This is a genomic window from Arthrobacter sp. 210 2 (assembly GCF_059093025.1).
This window is the reverse complement of the sequence record NZ_JBNHIE010000001.1, coordinates 691,816-709,127: the sequence shown is the minus strand read 5'-3', so window position 1 is coordinate 709,127 and position 17,312 is coordinate 691,816. Positions and strand designations below refer to the sequence as shown.

15 protein-coding genes and 2 tRNA genes are annotated in these 17,312 nt (G+C 66.9%); 5 read left to right on the top strand and 12 right to left on the bottom strand.

What is annotated here, in order from left to right; genetic code table 11:
• Positions 1-75 precede the first annotated feature (75 nt).
• Positions 76-1,281 carry an ROK family protein gene (locus AC5RWA_RS03350; RefSeq protein WP_494056559.1) on the top strand — a complete coding sequence of 402 codons (1,206 nt, stop codon included), beginning with the start codon at positions 76-78 and terminating at the stop codon, positions 1,279-1,281.
• On the opposite strand, the gene AC5RWA_RS03345 is transcribed toward AC5RWA_RS03350, so the two are convergent.
• From AC5RWA_RS03345 to AC5RWA_RS03310, 8 genes are all read right to left on the bottom strand, one after another.
• On the bottom strand, positions 1,274-1,933 hold the full coding sequence (locus AC5RWA_RS03345; protein WP_494056558.1) for an SDR family oxidoreductase: 660 nt from the start codon (positions 1,931-1,933) through the stop codon (positions 1,274-1,276). The genes AC5RWA_RS03350 and AC5RWA_RS03345 overlap by 8 nt on opposite strands.
• A gap of 16 nt (positions 1,934-1,949) precedes the next feature.
• Entirely contained in the window at positions 1,950-2,507 is a 558-nt protein-coding gene (locus tag AC5RWA_RS03340; protein ID WP_494056557.1) for a dihydrofolate reductase family protein, read from the bottom strand.
• Positions 2,500-3,315 (bottom strand): membrane protein insertase YidC, encoded by an 816-nt coding sequence (yidC, locus tag AC5RWA_RS03335; protein WP_494056556.1) that lies wholly within the window; start codon positions 3,313-3,315, stop codon positions 2,500-2,502. Before yidC ends, AC5RWA_RS03340 begins: the two co-directional genes overlap by 8 nt.
• Before the next feature lie 137 nt (positions 3,316-3,452).
• Positions 3,453-4,400 carry a hypothetical protein gene (locus AC5RWA_RS03330; protein ID WP_275726472.1) on the bottom strand — a complete coding sequence of 316 codons (948 nt, stop codon included), beginning with the start codon at positions 4,398-4,400 and terminating at the stop codon, positions 3,453-3,455.
• A gap of 298 nt (positions 4,401-4,698) precedes the next feature.
• Positions 4,699-4,772 (bottom strand) — tRNA-Met (locus AC5RWA_RS03325).
• A gap of 61 nt (positions 4,773-4,833) precedes the next feature.
• Positions 4,834-4,905, bottom strand: a tRNA-Thr gene (locus AC5RWA_RS03320).
• 438 nt (positions 4,906-5,343) lie between these two features.
• Positions 5,344-7,479 (bottom strand): DEAD/DEAH box helicase, encoded by a 2,136-nt coding sequence (locus tag AC5RWA_RS03315; protein WP_494056555.1) that lies wholly within the window; start codon positions 7,477-7,479, stop codon positions 5,344-5,346.
• 404 nt (positions 7,480-7,883) lie between these two features.
• Positions 7,884-8,540 (bottom strand): MOSC domain-containing protein, encoded by a 657-nt coding sequence (locus AC5RWA_RS03310; RefSeq protein ID WP_494056554.1) that lies wholly within the window; start codon positions 8,538-8,540, stop codon positions 7,884-7,886.
• Between the two features lie 159 nt (positions 8,541-8,699).
• Here AC5RWA_RS03310 and AC5RWA_RS03305 point away from each other — a divergent pair, with 159 nt between their 5' ends.
• The 4 genes from AC5RWA_RS03305 to AC5RWA_RS03290 are packed head-to-tail and all read left to right on the top strand — an operon-like array spanning position 8,700 to position 13,249.
• Positions 8,700-9,308, top strand: a complete 609-nt coding sequence (locus tag AC5RWA_RS03305) for a Tat pathway signal protein (RefSeq protein ID WP_494056553.1) — start codon at positions 8,700-8,702, stop codon at positions 9,306-9,308.
• Positions 9,309-9,310: 2 nt separating this feature from the next.
• Positions 9,311-10,522 (top strand): glutathionylspermidine synthase family protein, encoded by a 1,212-nt coding sequence (locus AC5RWA_RS03300; protein WP_494056552.1) that lies wholly within the window; start codon positions 9,311-9,313, stop codon positions 10,520-10,522.
• Positions 10,519-12,042, top strand: a complete 1,524-nt coding sequence (locus AC5RWA_RS03295) for an APC family permease (protein WP_494056551.1) — start codon at positions 10,519-10,521, stop codon at positions 12,040-12,042. Before AC5RWA_RS03300 ends, AC5RWA_RS03295 begins: the two co-directional genes overlap by 4 nt.
• A gap of 7 nt (positions 12,043-12,049) precedes the next feature.
• The gene (locus AC5RWA_RS03290; protein ID WP_494056550.1) at positions 12,050-13,249 is read left to right on the top strand and encodes an acyl-CoA dehydrogenase family protein; all 1,200 of its coding nucleotides are present in this window, start codon (positions 12,050-12,052) and stop codon (positions 13,247-13,249) included.
• 99 nt (positions 13,250-13,348) lie between these two features.
• Here AC5RWA_RS03290 and AC5RWA_RS03285 read toward each other — a convergent pair whose 3' ends face one another.
• The 4 genes from AC5RWA_RS03285 to AC5RWA_RS03270 all read right to left on the bottom strand — a co-directional run bounded on the left by AC5RWA_RS03285 (position 13,349) and on the right by AC5RWA_RS03270 (position 17,280).
• On the bottom strand, positions 13,349-14,119 hold the full coding sequence (locus tag AC5RWA_RS03285; RefSeq protein WP_275728525.1) for an SDR family oxidoreductase: 771 nt from the start codon (positions 14,117-14,119) through the stop codon (positions 13,349-13,351).
• A 25-nt stretch (positions 14,120-14,144) separates the two neighbouring features.
• Complete coding sequence (locus AC5RWA_RS03280; RefSeq protein ID WP_494056549.1) at positions 14,145-15,491, bottom strand: MFS transporter; 1,347 nt, start codon at positions 15,489-15,491, stop codon at positions 14,145-14,147.
• Complete coding sequence (locus tag AC5RWA_RS03275; protein ID WP_494056548.1) at positions 15,488-15,997, bottom strand: winged helix-turn-helix transcriptional regulator; 510 nt, start codon at positions 15,995-15,997, stop codon at positions 15,488-15,490. The genes AC5RWA_RS03280 and AC5RWA_RS03275 overlap by 4 nt, the downstream gene beginning before the upstream one ends.
• A gap of 119 nt (positions 15,998-16,116) precedes the next feature.
• Positions 16,117-17,280, bottom strand: coding sequence for a cystathionine gamma-synthase (locus tag AC5RWA_RS03270; RefSeq protein WP_494056547.1), 1,164 nt, complete (start codon positions 17,278-17,280; stop codon positions 16,117-16,119).
• Positions 17,281-17,312 lie beyond the last annotated feature (32 nt).

Sequence of the window (17,312 nt, the reverse complement as noted above, 5' to 3'; positions counted from 1 at the left end):
CGGCGTATATTTATTTTGACTCTAAATTTACTTCCTCGAATATTATCTGGTGTGGTCCGCAGAAAGGTCAACAGCATGCCTGAAATGCCTCTTGCCACTCCCAGCCTGCTGCGGCGGGTCAGTGCCGGCGCCGTGCTGGAGTTCATGCGCCTCTCCGGCGCGGTGACGGTTACGGAGGTCATGGACGCGACCGGCCTGACGAGGGCAACCGCCATTTCCGTGTGCGAGGACCTGAAGGACCGAGGGTGGATCCGCGAGCTGGAAAACCAGCGGGCCTTCGGGGACTACCAGAAGGGGCGGCCGGCCCGCAGGTTTGAACTGAACCACCGGGCCGGCGTGGTCCTGGGCCTGGACATCGGCTATTCCAAGGTGACGGCGGTTGTTGCGGACTTGCGGGGCAAGACCGTGGCCAGGTTGAGCCGGCGTTTTGATGTCGCCGACCTTACTGCCGTCCAGCGCATCAGCTTTATCGACCAGGTGGCCATGACGGCGCTGGAAAGCGCTGCTGCCGGGCCGGCGGAAGTCCTCGCTGTCTGCGCAGGTGTTGCCGCCCCCGTGGACCGGCACGGCGACGTCCTCGCAACGCAGAAATTCTGGGGCCTGTTCGATATCGACCTGCGGGCGTCCCTGAAGGAGCTGCGGGGCTGGACCGTGCTGCTGGAGAACGACGCCAACCTGGCGGCGCTCGGGGACCGCTGGCTGGGCGCGGCCGCCGGCGTGGATGATGTGGTGGTCATCCTTGCCAGCGAACGCCTGGGCTCCGGGGTTATCGACGGCGGCCGGCTGCTGCACGGCAGCCGCGGCAGCGCCGGCGAGCTGGCCTTCCTGGACCTGGTGCAGGGTGTGGGCGACACCTATGGCATCGCCCACCTAGCGCGGACCTGGGCAGCGGAAGCCGTGGCCGGCCCGGCCAGGACGTCCCTGCGCACCCACGCCCGCGATGGCGCCGAGGCAGAACACGTCTTCGCCGCAGCGGCATCCGGCGATGCCGTGGCACAGGACATCCTGGAGCGCCTGGCAGACAGGATGGCCCGCGTCATTGGCACCGTGGCCACCATGTACAACCCGGAGCTTGTGGTCATCGGCGGCGCGGTGGCCAACTCGGCCGGTGTGCTGCTGGACCCTATCGCCGCACGGCTGCCGGAATTCACGGCCACTCCCCCGCGCATCGCCGTCTCCCCGCTGGGCGACGCCATGGTGACTGTTGGTGCGGTCCGCGCGGCGCTGGACTACGTTGAGAAGAATTCCCTCGACCTGGAGCTGTCCACAACGGTCAGCTAAGCGACTCCAGGGCGGCAGCAACCGGCAGCGAGCCGTCGCAGAACTCGATCGTCCGGCCCGCCGTCTCCGGCAGGTCCAGCACGGCTGCGGCCACGATGGCCGTGTTGCTGCGCGACGTTCCCCGTCCGTCCTCCCCCGCAGAGGGGTTGACCTTGATCATGCCCGTGCCGGGTTTATCGGTCAGGGTGCCCGGCCCCAGGATTGTCCACGCGAGGTCTGTCGCGCGCAGGTACTCATCAGCCGCGGCTTTCGCCTCGGCGTAGGCAAAAAAGCCGTTGCTCTCCGGCACCCCATGGTCCTTGCGCGCCCCGAGGTAGGACACCATCACGTAGCGGTTCACTCCGGCCTGCGCTGCGGCGTCCATCGACCGGATGGCCGCGTCCCTGTCCACGGCATAGGTCCGCGAAGGGTTGCCGCCGCCGGCACCGGCGGACCACACCACGGCGTCGTGGCCCTGCAGCGCAGCGGCGATGTCCGCCGTCGTGGCATTTTCAATGTCGAGGACCGACGGCGATGCACCGGTTTCCGCGACATCGGACGCATGGTCCGGGTTGCGGATGAACGAGGTGACGCTGTGGCCTTCTTCCGCAAGGAGGGTCGAAAGGTGGAGGGCCACTTTGCCGTGGCCGCCGATGATTGCGATTCGGGTCATGGACCCATTCTGCCCCTCAAGCCAGGCAGCGGTAGCGCAGGTAGACCACGCCGTTCCGGAATGTGCGCTCATCCATGAGTTCCAGCCGGATGTTCAGGCCGTCGGGCAGGAACCGCAGGCCCCCGCCCACCGATACCGGGTTGAGGAAGATCCGGCACTCGTCCATCAGCCCGGCCCGGAGCGCGGCGGCGGCCAGGGTGGACCCGCCGATGCCGATGCTGCCTTCCGTGCTCTCCTTCAGGTTCCGGACCACACCGGCATCGAAGGAGCGCTCGATCCTCGTCCTCGGAGCCGGCGGCGCGTCCAGGGTTTCCGAGTAGACGATCTTGTCCGCGGCCCGCCAGATGCGGGCGTAGTCCTGGATCACGTGCGGATCGTCGCTGCCGCCAAGGGTTTCCCAGACGGCCATGACCTCGTACATGCGCCGCCCCAGCAGGTACGTGGTGACCTCGCGTTCCAGATCGTTGACGAAGGCGTGCACTTCCTCATCCGGGGCGCTCCAGTCGAAGTTGCCGCTGCTGTCTGCGACGTAGCCGTCCAGGGAGGCGATGCCGGTGTAGATGAGCTCAGCCATGCGCCCCATTCTGCCCCGCCTGCCGGTCACTGACGAGGAACTGCTGCACCATGGTCCAGAGATTGGTGACCGTCCAGTAGACCAGGACACCGATGGGAAACAGGACGCCGCCCACAGCGAAGACGACGGGCAGCGCGTAAAGCAGCATCTTTTGCTGCTTCACAAAGGGGCTTTCAGGAGCCCCCGGGACCGCCGTCCGGGCTATGATCCTTCGTTGCGTCAAAAACTGCGCAGCGACCATCACCAGGATCATCAGGACGGTCAGCAGCACAACGGCGGCCGGGTCGCCGGCACCGCCATGAAGCACCGACGCGGTCAAGGACGCCCCGAAGATGCTGGATTGGTCAAACTGCACCACGTGGCCGGCGTTCATCGCCCCGATCCCATCCCCCTGCCGCGCCCGTGTACTGATGCCGGAGAGGACCTGGAACAGTCCCAGGAAGAACGGGACCTGGACCAGCACGGGAAGGCAGGCCGAAAACGGGTTGGTCCCGTGCTCCCGGTACAGCGCCATCTGCTCCTGCGCCATTGCCTGGCGGGACAGCGGGTCCGTTTTGCCCTGGTATTTTTCCTGCAGCTTCTTCAGGTCCGGCTGCAGGAGCCGCATCCGGCGCTGGGCATCGAGCTGCTTCAAGAACACGGGAATCAGCGCCGCGCGGATCAGCAGCACCAGCCCGATGATGGACAGCGTCCAGGTCCAGCCGCTGGCTGCCGGCATGCCGGCCGCGCTCAGCCCGTCGTGGATACCGACCATGGTGACGGACACAAGCCACTGGAACGGAGCCATGATTTCATCAAGAACGTCCATGCGGCGGTCCCCCAATGCTGATGCCGCAAAGCTACGGCGAAACGGGGAACTTGTCACGCAACGAAAAAGCGGGGGCCGGCGAATATCGCCGGCCCCCGCAGGGCCACCAGTTGACGCTGGTGGACATTTCCGTTTGATTACTGCTTTACGAGCGTGTTGCCGTAGCCGGCATCGCACTTGCCGTCGTGGATGACTCCTGCCCCCGGTGCCACAACGTAGTTGCTGGCCGGGTTGAAGACGGCGGTGTTGACGTTGGTCACCTTGCTGGCGCAGGCGTTGGCGCCGTCGGCGCTCATGCTCTGGCCGCCGATCCACATGTCGATCCAGATGGTGGAGTTGGTGCCATGGACGTTGACGCCCTGGTGGCACGGGCCGCCCTGGGGATCGTTGCCGTCACCGCAGGTGTCTTCGACGATGAAGTAGCGGCGGACGTCCGGGAGGTAGATCCGCGTGCCGGCCGGGAAGTCGAGGACGTCCTCACCGGTGGCGAGCGAGTGGCCCACGGCAATGGTAATGGGGTCTTCGTAGGTGCCGGTGCCCCCGGCGGTCTTGTGCAGTACCGGGTGGCTGATGGCGGACGAGCCTGCCGGGGTGTTGTCGTACCAGGTGTACGCCGTGGTGTAGGCGGTGGTGACGATCCGTTCGGAGGACGACGCCGGCAGGACAGGCGCGGGGGCCGCGGCAGGGGCTGCCGGTGCCGGGACAGCCGAGGGCACGGGGCGCACGGCCTGCAGCTTTTCAGCTGCCTTCTGGGCGGTTGCCGCTGCAGCCGCCTGGGCCTTCTCGGCCTCTGCTTTTTCGGCTGCGGCCTTGGCGGCCTTCTCAGCTTCGGCTGCTGCCTGGGCCTTCTCGGCTGCGGCAGCTTCCTCGGCCTTCTTGGCAGCAGCGGCCTTTTCGGCGGCAGCGCGCTGGGAGGCCCCCACCTCTGCGGACGACTTGTCGTGGACGGTGCTGGAGCTGGCTTCAATACCGGCGTTCGCCGAGGACTGTGCGGATGAGTTTGCGTCGCTGCTTACGCCGCTGCACGCCGACGTGGCGAGCAGGACCGAGAGCATGCCGACGGCCAGCAGATTGTTTCTGCGCATGGAAAACAAAGCCTCTTCATGGGAGTGCGGAACGGGCAGTCCCAGGGGGATCCTGCCCGGAGTTGGGTGCGGCTGCGGAACGCAAGGGCGCTGCCACCTGGGGGCTTACCACACGCAAGCATCAAGGACGCTCTTTGGGAGGCGTGTGCGCCAGCCGGTGACCTAAACGTTACCTTGGCCGCCGGGCAGGAAGCCAATCGGTGACACGCCACCCCCGGGACCTGCACCGGGGGGCACCCTATGAGGGAGTTAAACAGGAAAACCCCCGGAATCACGGGGATTCCGGGGGTTTAGCCTGTAGCGGTGGGGAGGCTCGATCTCCCGACCTCACGATTATGAGTCGTGCGCTCTAACCAACTGAGCTACACCGCCACGAATGAGAAAAACCTGTGTCAAGCCGGTCAAAACCGCCTTGACACAGGCCCTCATTCAGAGCCCCCCACCGGAATCGATCCGGTGACCTCGTTCTTACCAAGAACGCGCTCTACCACTGAGCTAGGGGGGCAACGAGTAAATACTCTACCGGAAGATTTTCCCACCAACAAATCGGCTCCGCGGGCGGCCGGGAAGCGGCGCAACAGTTGCAATCGGGCACTCTTTCCCCCTGAATTCCGCGCCGTTACTGGGGAAAAGCGGCGTGGAAGGAGACTGGAAACGAGGCCCGGCGGGTTGTGGGCAGCCGCGGAGCAGCAGAAGTGTGGCGAGTCCCACACCCGAAAACTTTTTGTCCGCGCACGGCAACAACGCGGGGTCACTTCCGGCCCAATTCCAGGCCCGGCACGGGCCACGAGTGACCCCGCGTTGTCCTGGGCCGCGGGCGACGTCACCCGCTGCGGGAAAGGCAAGGACCGGACGACGCCGGGGCCGGACCCGCCGTCGTGCGTTAAATGCCGATGGGCCAGCTCGAAAGCCGGCCCATCGGGGATGTCAGACTAGCTGACGGTTACCACTTGCCCTTGCGGTTGAAGTCGCGGTGTCCGCCCTCGTTGCCGCGGGGCTTGCGGGAGCCGTCGCCGTGGCCGCCGAAGCGGGAGTCGCTGGACTGGCCACGGTCGCCGAAGGAGCGCTCGGAACGTTCGCTGTAGGAGCGGCCGCCGCGGTCCGCGGAGGTGCGCTCGCCGTCGTTCTTGCGGAACTCCTTCTTGAACCCGCCGCTGCCCTTGAAGTTGCCGCCGCGGTCACCGCCACGGTCACCGCCGCGGTTGCCCTGGTAAGCGCCGCGTTCGCCCGAGGGCTTGCGGCCGTTGTCCAGCTCGAGGTGGATCAGCTCGCCGCCGATCCGGGTGCGGGACAGGGCACGCAACTGCTCGGGGCTCAGGTCCGCGGGCAGCTCCACCAGGGAGTGGTCCGAGCGGATGTCGATGCCGCCGATCTGCGCCGAGGAGATGCCGCCCTCGTTGGCGATGGCGCCCACGATGGAACCGGGCATGACGCGCTGGCGGCGTCCCACGGCGATCCGGTAGGTGGCGTTGCCCTCGGTGAGCGCACGGGTGGGGCCGCGGGAGCCGAAGCCGTCCTTGGAACGCTCGCGCTTCTGGAACTCGGGAGCTGCGGGGAGCTCCTTGACCAGCAGCGGCTGTCCGCCCTGGGCCATCACGGCAAGGGCGGCTGCGATCTCCGAGGCCGGAACGTTGTGCTCTTCCTCGTAGGACGCGATGAGGTCGCGGAACGGAGCCACGTCCTCGGAGGCCAGGGTCTCCGTGATGCGCTCGGCGAACTTGCCCAGGCGCAGCGTGTTCACGGTCTCCGCCGTGGGCAGGTGCATCTGCTCCACCGGCTGGCGGGTGGCCTTCTCGATGGAACGCAGCAGGTACTTCTCGCGCGGCGTCATGAAGAGGATCGCGTCACCCGAACGGCCTGCACGGCCGGTACGGCCGATGCGGTGCACGTAGGACTCGGTGTCATGCGGGATGTCGTAGTTGATGACGTGGCTGATGCGCTCCACGTCAAGGCCACGGGCTGCGACGTCGGTGGCCACGAGGATGTCGATGCGGCCTTCCTTCAGCGCGTCCACAGTGCGTTCACGCTGCTGCTGCGGGATGTCACCGTTGATGGCGGCCGCCTGGAAACCGCGGGACTTCAGCTTGTCGGCGAGGTCCTCGGTGGCCATCTTGGTCCGCACGAAGGCAATAACGCCGTCGAACTCTTCAACCTCGAGGATGCGGGTCATGGCGTCGAGCTTGTGCGGGCCCATGACCTGCAGGTACCGCTGGCGGGTGTTGGCGCCGGTGGTGGTCTTGGACTTGACGGAGATCTCGGCCGGGTTGTTCAGGTACTGCTTGGACATGCGGCGGATCTGGCTCGGCATGGTGGCAGAGAACAGTGCAACCTGGCGGTCCTCGGGCGTCTGCTGGAAGATCTGCTCAACATCGTCCGCGAAGCCCATGCGGAGCATTTCGTCAGCCTCGTCCAGCACCAGGTACTGGAGCTCGGACAGGTCAAGGGAGCCCTTGGCGATGTGGTCGATCACGCGGCCGGGGGTACCCACAACCACCTGGGCGCCGCGGCGCAGGCCTGCGAGCTGGGGGCCGTAGGCGGAGCCGCCGTAGACGGGAAGGACGGTGAAGTCGTCGATGTGCTTGGCGTAGGAAGTGAAGGCCTCGGCAACCTGGAGCGCGAGCTCACGGGTGGGAGCCAGCACCAGGGCCTGCGTCTTGCGGGACGGGCCGTTGAGGTCGTGGAGCTCTGCCAGGCGGGACAGTGCCGGTACTGCGAATGCTGCAGTCTTACCGGTGCCGGTCTGGGCGAGGCCCACAACGTCGCGGCCTTCAAGCAGCAGCGGGATGGTTGCTGCCTGGATGGGGGACGGCTTTTCGTAGCCGACGTCCTGCAGGGCGGCCAGGACGCGGCCGTCGATGCCGAGGTCGGCGAACTTGATGCCTTCTTCATCGTCTTCCTCAACCTTGGCGGCGGGAGCGGACGTCTCTGCGGCGGGTGCGGCGGGTTCTGCTGCCGGGGCAGCGGCTTCTTCAGCGGGCTCTGCTGCGGGGGCAACGGCCTCGGTGAATTCGACAACCGCGGTGGGGGCGTCGTTCACGGTGTTCGGGGTGTCGACGGAGTCGTTGTGATTTTCGGGCATAGGGAAATATTCCTCATCCATAGGGGGCCAGGCGGCACTACCCGAGGTGAGTGGAGCCGCAGTACGTGTGCCGTGGATGCCGGGCAAACATTGACCGGCCGGTCACAGAAGTCCGGCGCTTTCGCAATCCCGTGGCAGGACTTCGCGCTGCATCTCTTGGCTGCTATCCCAGCAGTCTGTACAGCGTTTTCTTTAGCCGGCTCTCCCTATGAAAATGCCCGCATCGCTTGTGCGGGCCCCAACACTTGCCAGTCCTGCCTCAAAAATTGGGCAGGAATAAGGGATTTCCGGAGTGGGGGATGTTTCAAGTGTACGGTACGGAAGGTGCGCACCGGAAATCAGGCGGCCGACGGCGGCGGTGAGCTTGCGCACACGGTGCGCCTCCGCCGTCGTACTTTCCCCCGCTAGCCGCGGAGCTGCCGCTGGAGCGCCTCGAACTTCTTGGTGAATTCCGGCTGCTGCAGGCGGATCTCGCCGTCGGCGTCCGCATCCTTGAGCGCTTCCATGGCCTCCACGTCCGGCTCGCTGAACCACCGGCCGATCGTGACGCCGTGCCGGGGAACGAAGGTCCGGTGGATATGGTCGCCGGCCTGGATGGTTCCGGTGCGGATCACCCGGAGGTAGGCGCCCACCCTGCCCTCATCGGTGAAGCGTTTGACGAATCCGCGCTCCCCCATCCGCCGTTGGAAGGTGGCACAGGGGGTGCGGGGGGACGTGACTTCCAGTTCGACGTCGAGCCCGATCTTCCAGCGCTCTCCGATCACGGCGGAAGTGGCGTCGATGCCTGATACCCGGAGGTTCTCGCCGAAGATGCCCGGCGGCACGTCACGCTGGAGCTTGGCGGCCCAATAGTCGGCGTCGGCCTGGGAATAGGCGTAGATGGCCTGGTCCGGGCCGCCGTGGTGGACCCGGTTTGCCTGGATGTCTCCCTGCAGGCCCAGCCGGTGCACCTTGATTGGCCCTTCGACGGGTCGCTTGTCAATCGCCGTCACGCCCACGTTCGAGGCGTCGGGCAGGAGTTGGTGGACACGGCAGACGGCAAGCACGGACGCGGTTTCCATGGCTCCAGTGTAGGGTCCCGGACCCGTGCCGGACCGGATGGGCAGCGCTCCCCTGGTTCCCGCTCGCAGCCCCGGCCGGCAAGGACTACGCTGAATTGAAGATTTGCATTGGGGGTGCAGCGCTGTGCCCAATTTCCGTGGACAACAGAGGGGGACACCGTGGACCCGAACACCGGGGATCCGAAGGATCCGGAGCGCGAGCCGGGCAGCGCCCAGGGCGCCGGCGGGGGCAGCAGCCCCAAGCCTCCCCCATGGCAGGTACCCAAACCGGAACTCCGCCCGGAACTGCTCAACGAACCCGTCACCCCGGTGGACCCGTTTGCCCGGGACCGGGAGAAGCAGCTCAACGACGCGGCGGCCCGGAAGAAGCGCTCCCAGCGGCGCACCGTCGTCGTCGGCCTTGGCGTGACCGCCCTGCTGGCCGGCACCATCACCGCAGTGGTTGCCAGCAACCAGGACGAACCCGAATACGCGCAGGTGTGCTTCAACGATGAAACCGGCGAGCGCGTCGAGGATGCCAGCTGCGACAGTTCTGCAGGGAGGGCCGGCGGCATCTACGCCTGGTACTTCTTCTCCCGTGGCGCCTACGTTCCGGCAGTGGGACAGAACCGGTCCACGGCTCCCAACTACACCCGGACCGTGCCCAGCGGCGCGAAAGCCTCAACGGGCTACACCACCCAGGGCGGCACCGTCAGCAGGGGCGGCTTCGGCACCAGCGCCAAAAGCGGAACCAGCGGTGGCGGCGGCGGCAAAGTCTCGGGGGGCTGAGCGTGAAGCGGTTGCCCTCTGAACCCCGGCCGGGCTGGAAGCAGAAGATCGAAGAGCAGGGCCTGGTTTTCTCCACAACCACCATGGATGACGGACGGAAGATCGAATACTGGAACGAATCCGCCTATTACGAGTTCACGATGGACGAGGTGGAAGCCCTCGAGGAGACAGCCGAAGAGATGCACCGGATGTGCATCGAGGCGGCAAAATTCCTTGCCACCGGAGCCATGGGCACCATCGGCATCGGTCCGCAGGCATTGGAGCTGGCCGCTGAATCCCTGCAGGCCGGCGACGTGGACGTCTATGGCCGGTTCGACTTCATCTACGACGGGCAGGGCGGCCCGGCGAAGATGCTCGAATACAACGCCGACACGCCCACCGGCCTGATCGAGGCCGCAGTGGCGCAGTGGTTCTGGCTGCAGGACGTCTTCCCGGAGAAGGACCAGTGGAACGGCGTCCACGAAGCCCTGATCCGGCAGTGGAAGAAGTTCCAGTACCGCACCGGCATGAGCACCCTCCACGTGGCGCACTCGGAGGTGGAGGAATCCGGTGAAGACTGGATGACCGCGGCCTACATGCGGGATGTCGCCAGCCAGGCCGGATGGACCACCATCGGGATCAACATGTCCGATATCGGCTGGGACCCCAACCTCAACCGCTTCGTGGACCTGGACAACTTCATGATCAGCACCATCTTCAAGCTGTACCCGTGGGAGCTGATGATGAAGGAGCCGTTCGGGCACCGGCTGCTGGAACGCGCGCACAACCCCCGCTGGGTGGAGCCTGCCTGGAAGATGCTGCTCTCCAACAAGGCCCTCCTGGCCGCCCTCTGGCACCTGTACCCGGAGCACCCCAACCTGCTGCCCGCCTACCTCAACGAGCCCGGGCCGCTGAAGGAATGGGTGGCCAAGCCACTGCACGGCCGCGAAGGCGACAACATCAGGATCCACGCCGAAGGCATCAGCCTGGAACAGCCGGGCGGGTACGGCCGCGAGGGCTGGTGCTACCAGCAGTACCACCCGCTGCCGGACTTCGACGGCAGCCATCCCGTCCTGGGCCTGTGGGTGGTGGACGGCGAATCCGTAGGCTGCGGCATCCGCGAATCCGACGGCCCCGTCACCGACTACTTCTGCCGCTTCGTGCCCAACACCATCGACGCGCCGGCACCCCTTTCGGCTGCGGCTTCCTCCAGCAAAGCAGGTATCCAACTATGAGCACAGACACCACGACGGCGGGCGGCCAGGGCGGAGCGCCCGGCACCCCGGTCCCCGCCAAGGGACTGCGCGCCGGAATCCTGGACCTTGGCGACTCCGTCATGCTGGGCCTGGCCTCCACGGCGCCGGTGTACTCGCTTGCCGCCACGCTGGGCCTCATCGTGGCGGTGAACGGGAACTACACTCCGCTGATCCTGCTCATCGGGTTCATCCCTGTCCTGTTCATCGCTTACGCCTTCCGCGAGCTGAACAGCGCCATCCCGGACTGCGGCACCACCTTCACCTGGTCCCGCCGCGCCTTCGGGCCCTGGGCCGGCTGGTTGGGCGGCTGGGGTGTGGCGCTCGCCGGCATCGTGGTCCTGGCCAACCTCGCGCAGGTGGCCGGCCAGTACCTCTGGCTTCTGGTCGGCGACGGGTCGCTGGCGGAAAACAAGGTCCTGGTCACCGCCACCGGCGTGCTGTTCATCGCCGTAATGACCCTGGTCAACTACCGCGGCATCAGGCTGGGCGAACACGTCCAGCGGGTACTGACCTACGTGCAGTACATCGCCCTGGGAATTTTCGCGCTTGCCATCGTGGTGCGGATTGTCGGCGGGGCGCCGGAGGGGCAGGCATTCGACCTTGAATGGTTCAACCCCGCCGGTGCCTTCGCCGATCCCGGGGCGGTGGTGCACGGGGCGCTCCTGGCACTGTTTATCTACTGGGGCTGGGATACCTGCCTGGCCGTGAACGAGGAAACGGAGAACCCGTCCGTCACGCCGGGCCGCGGTGCCGTCATCTCGGCCTTTGTCCTGGTAGCCATCTACGTCTCCGTGGCCCTGCTGGTGATGATGTACGCAACCGTGGGCAGCGAGGGAATCGGCCTGGGCAACGAGGCCAACCAGGACGACGTGTTCGTGGCCATGAAGGACGTCGTGCTCGGCCCGTGGGGCTGGCTGATCGTCGTCGCTGTCCTGGCATCGGTGCTGTCCTCCACGCAGACCACCATCCTGCCCACCGCCCGCGGAACGCTGTCGATGGGCGTCCATGGTGCCCTGCCTGCCAGGTTCGGCAGGGTCCATCCACGGAACCAGACTCCCGGCTTTTCCACGCAGGTGATGGGCGCGGCAGCCATCGCCTACTACGTGGCCATGAGCTTCCTCAGCGAAAACCTGCTCTCGGATTCCATCAGCTCCATCAGCCTCTTCATCGCCTTCTACTACGCCCTCACCGGCTTCGCCTGCTTCTGGTACTTCCGGGGCACCCTGCGCGAGTCGGCCCGTAACCTCTGGTTCCGCGGGATCCTGCCGCTGGTCGGCGCGCTGCTCCTGACAGGCGCGTTCTTTGTCTCGGCCGTGCAGATGTGGGACCCGGCCTACGGCGATACCGAGATTTTCGGCGTCGGCGGGGCGTTCATCAGCGGCGTGGTGCTGCTGGCGCTGGGTGTGGTGCTGGCCGTCGTCTGCCGGTTCCTGCCCTCCACCCGCGGCTACTTCACGGGCAAGCCCACAGCCGTGGCCTCCGCCGCGACCACGGCATAGGCCCCTGATGACCGAAACAGCCGACCTATCAGCCAGTCCCGACCCGTCCGATGTCCTGGACCTGGATGTACTCCTGACCCCGGAAGAACGGGCAGTGCGCCAGAAGATCCGCGACTTCACCGACCAGCGGATCCGGCCCGGGATCGCCGCGTGGTACGACGCCGCCGTGTTCCCGCTGGAGCTTGCCCCTGAACTTGGCGGGCTGGGCGTCCTGGGGATGCACCTGCAGGGCTATGGGTGCCCCGGGAGGTCCGCCGTCGAATACGGCCTGGCCGCGATGGAACTGGAGGCGGGCGATTCCGGGATCCGCACGTTCGTTTCGGTGCAGGGTTCCCTGGCCATGACCGCCATCCACAAGTGGGGTTCCGAGGAGCAGAAACAGGAATGGCTGCCCCGGATGGCGGCCGGCGAAGTCATTGGATGTTTTGCCCTGACCGAACCGACGGCCGGTTCCGACCCCTCCTCCATGACCACCGTCGCCCGCCGTGACGGCGCCGGAGACCAGGCAGGCTGGGTGCTGGACGGCGCCAAGCGTTGGATCGGGCTGGCGTCAGTGGCGGGCGTCATGGTGGTGTGGGCCAGGACCGACGACGGCGTTCGCGGCTTCCTGGTCCCCGCCGGCACCCCGGGCGTGACGGCCACTCCCATCACGCAGAAATTGTCCATGCGGGCCTCCATCCAATGCGATGTGGTGTTCGACGGCGTCCGGCTGGGACCCGAGGCCCTGCTGCCGGCCGCCCGTGGCCTGGGCGCTCCGCTCACCTGCCTGAACGAGGCACGGTACGGCATCGCCTGGGGCGCGATGGGGGCTGCGCGGGATTCCTACCAGGCGGCACTGGCGTACTCGCAGGAGCGGCTGCAGTTCGGCAAGCCGCTGGCCGGGTACCAGCTGACCCAGGAGAAGCTGGTCAACATGCTGGTGGAGATCCAGAAGGGCACGCTGCTGGCGCTGCACCTTGGACGGCTCAAGGACGCGGGAACGCTGAGGCCCGAGCAGATTTCGCTGGGGAAACTGAACAACGTCCGGGAGGCGTTGGCCATCGCCCGCGAAGCCCGCTCCATCCTGGGCGGCAACGGCATCACACTGGAGTATCCGCCGCTGCGGCACGCCGCCAACCTGGAGTCGGTGCGAACCTATGAGGGCACCGACGAAGTCCACACCCTGATCCTCGGCCAGCACATCACCGGCCTCGGCGCCTTCCGCTGACCCACCCCAAGTAAGTAGCGCTATCTGTCGTTTTGAGTGGTCAAAACGACAGATAGCGCTACTTACTTGGGCGGGATCCGTGGAAGGTGGGCCGGGCACCTAGGCCGAGAAGCCGCCGTCGGACTTGATCAGCTGGCCGGACACCCAGCGGCCTGCCGGTGAGAGCAGGAAGGCTGCTGTGCCTGCAACGTCAGCGGGAGTGCCCAGCCGGCCGGTGGGCTGACGTTCGACGACGGCTTGCCGGATCTCGTCCGTCATCCAGCCCGTGTCCACCGGACCCGGGTTGAGGACGTTGGCGGAGATGCCCTGCGGACCCAGTTCGCGGGCCGCCGCGATCACGATCCGGTCCAGCGCGCCCTTTGAGGCGCCGTAGGGAAGGTTGAACGCGGTGTGGTCACTGGTCAGCGCAACGATCGCGCCGCCGTCGTCCGTTGCCTGCCGCGCGAATGCGGCAATCAGCTGCCAGCTGGCCCGGGTGTTCACGGCGAAATGCCGCTCGAAGGATTCCAGGCTGGTGTCCAGGATTCCTGAGTCCACGGACTCCGCGTGGCTGAGCACCATCCCCTGCAGCGGTCCCGCAAGCGAAACGGCCTCCGCTACCAGCCGGTCCGGGACGCCGGGGTCCTGCAGGTCAGCGGACAGGACGTGGACCCGGGCGCCGATGGCTTCGAGCTCGGCGGTCAGCCGGATGACGTCCTCGGGTTCACTCCCCCACGGCATCCGCTCGTCGTACTCCTGCCAATAGGACAGGACCAGGTCCCAGCCGTCGGCGGCGAGCTGGCGGGCAATGCCGGCGCCGATGCCCGCCAGCCGTCCGGCACCCGTGATCAGGGCAGTGTTGCGCACAGCGCCTTGCGAAGGGGTTTCCATGGCACCAGCGTAATAGGCCATTCGCCTAGGGCACCGGGACCGGCTCTTCCCGCGGGGCGGCATGCCGGCGGATGGTGGCGCTGATGACCGCCGCGATGGTGCACATGGCCGCCGCACCGAACCACGCGTACGTGTATTGGCCCGTCGCGTCCCGGATGAACCCGGCGCCCAGGGCGGCAGCGGCCGCTCCGAGTTGGTGTGCTGCGAAGACCCAGCCGAAGACCACGCTGCCGTCCGCTCCGAAGGTTTCCCGGCAGATGGCGGCCGTCGGCGGGACGGTGGCAACCCAGTCCAGGCCGTAGATCACCACAAACACAATCATGCTGGGCTGCACTTCGGCGCTCAGCAGCAGCGGCAGCACAAGCAGGCCGATGCCCCGGAACTGGTAATAGACGGCAAGCAGGATGCGGGGGTTGAAGCGGTCGGTCAACCAGCCGGACGCGATGGTCCCCACGATGTCAAAAATCCCGACGACGGCGAGCAGCCCCGCGGCGGTGGTTTCAGGCATGCCGTGGTCGTGTGCGGACGGGATGAAGTGGGTGCCGATCAGCCCGTTGGTGGTTGCCCCGCAGATGGCGAAGCCCGCCACCAGCGCCCAGAAGGTCCGGACCCGGCTGGCCCGCCGGAGTACCTGCAGCGCGCGCATCGCCGCATTGCCGCGCGGGGCTGCGTGTCCGGCGATGGCTTCAGTGGCCGCCGCCGTGACAGGTGGTTCCGCTCCGTACGGCAGGACGCCGACGTCGGCCGGGGAGTTCTTGAGGAACTTCAGCACCAGCGGGACTACTGCCAGGGCGCCTGCGGCGATGAGCAGCGAGGCCTGCCGCCAGCCAGGATCCTGCGCGAGCACCGCGATGAACGGCAGGAAGACCAGCTGGCCTGCCGCGCTCCCGGCCGTCAGGATGCCGATGACCAGCCCCCGGCTTTTCACGAACCAGGTGTTGGCGATGGTGGCGGCGAAGACCAGTGCCATGGACCCGGTGCCCAGCCCGATCAGCAATCCCCAGGTCAGCAGGATCTGCCAGGACTGGTTGACCAGCACGGTCAGGGCACTGCCGGCGCCGATCAGCACCAGCGCCGTGGCCGTGACCTTCCGGATGCCGAAGCGTTCCATCAGGGCAGCGGCAAAGGGTGCCGTGAGGCCGAAGAGGACCAGGTTGATGCTGACCGCCGCGGACAGCACGGTGGTGGACCAGCCGAACTCCTGCTGCAGGGGGACCATGAGGACGCCCGGGGCGGCGCGGAAACCGGCGGCACCCACCAGGGCGAGGAAGGCCACGCCCGCCACAATCCAGGCAGGGTGCAGCCGGCGCCGCGGGCTCGGGCGAACTGTTGTTTCGTCCGGCACAGCGGCTTCATCGGGAAGGGTGCTCATGCTGCAGCTTCCTTTGCGGACGCCGCGGTCGAGAGCGGGACGGGCTGCTCCGACCTGGACTGGCTGTGCCAGCTGGTGTTCGCGGCGGTGAGCCGCTCGCCGCACCCGGTGCAGGTGTCCGCGGAGCCGGTCCGCTTCCCGCAGCCCGAATGGATGACGTACATATGGGCCGTGTCCGAGGGGGCCGGAAGGTGCTTTTCCGCCCAGATGGTCACGGCATTCAGGACCGGCAGGGCATCTTCGCCCATGGGGGTGAGGACGTACTCCTGGCGGGTGCGGCCGCCGTCGTCGTACGCCTTCTTCTCCAGTAGCCCGGACTCCACCAGGCCGGCCAGGCGCTTGGTGAGCACCGAGTCCGCAACTTCCAGGCGGGCCTTGATGGCGTCAAAGCGCCCGTTGCCGAAGAAGACTTCCCGGAGGACAAGGATGGTCCACGGGTCGCCCAGGATGTCCAGGCCCCGGGCCATACTGCACGTGCGCCGGGACCAGTCAGATCGAAGTGCCATACGGGCACCCTAGCTGACTTCTTTGAAGAAAGCCAGGCTCTCGTCGAAATGGCACTTCGCGGCAATCTCTGCCGGAAACATTGCCGTGAAGTGCAATCTCGCGGGGCGAGGAAGCACTACTACGGGATGGAGGTGAAGGCCTGCTCCAGGTCCGCGATCAGGTCCTCCACGTCCTCGATGCCGCAGGACAGGCGAAGCAGGTTGACGGGAACGGCCAGCGCGGTGCCCTTGACCGAGGCGTGGGTCATCTCGGACGGGTAGTTCATCAGGGACTCGATGCCGCCCAACGACTCCGCCAGCACGAACACGGACGTAGACTCGGCCACCTTCCGCGCCGCCGCCTCGCCGCCCTTGAACTGGACGGAGACCATGCCGCCGAAGCTCCGCATCTGCTTCTTCGCGAGCTCGTGGCCGGGGTGGCTGGGCAGCCCCGGGTACAGGACCGCCTCCACCTCCGGGCGTTCCAGCAGCCATTCGGCAACGGCCTGGCCGTTGAGGCTGTGCCGGTCCATCCGTACACCCAAGGTCTTCAGGCCGCGGGTGGTCAGGAAGGCGTCCATGGGGCCGGACACCGCGCCGACCGCGAACTGGACGAAGCCGATCTTCTCAGCCAGTTCGGCGTCCTTGACCACCACGGCGCCGCCCACCACGTCGGAGTGCCCGCCGATGTATTTGGTGGTGGAGTGGACCACCACGTCGGCACCCAGGGCGAGCGGTGTCTGCAGGTAGGGGGACGCGAAGGTGTTGTCGACCACCAGGAGGGCCCCGGCGTCGTGCGCTATGTCCGCGAGCGCTGCGATGTCGGTGATCTTCATGAGCGGGTTGGACGGGGTTTCCACCCATACGAAGCGGGTCTTGTTGGCGGCGACGGCCTGCCGGACGGTATCCAGGTTGGCCATGTCCACCGGAGTGTTGCCGATCCCCCAGTCGCCGAGGACGCGGCTGATGAGCCGGTAGGTTCCGCCGTAGGCATCGTTGCCCAGCACGATGTGGTCGCCGGGCCGGGTCAGCGCGCGGATCAGCGCATCCTCCGCCGCGAGCCCCGAGCTGAAGCTGTAGGCGTGGGTGCCCAGCTCCAGGGCGGCCAGCTGTTCCTGCAGTGCGTCCCGGGTGGGGTTGCCGCCGCGGCCGTACTCATAGCCGTCGCGGAGCCCGCCGATGCCGTCCTGCGCATAGGTGGTGCTGAAGTGCAGCGGCGGAACCACAGCCCCGGTGCGGGGTTCGAATGCCTGGCCGGCGTGCACGGCACGGGTGTTGAAACCTTGGTTTTCAGAGGCGGACATGATGCTCCTTATCGGGTGAGCAGTTCGGGGAA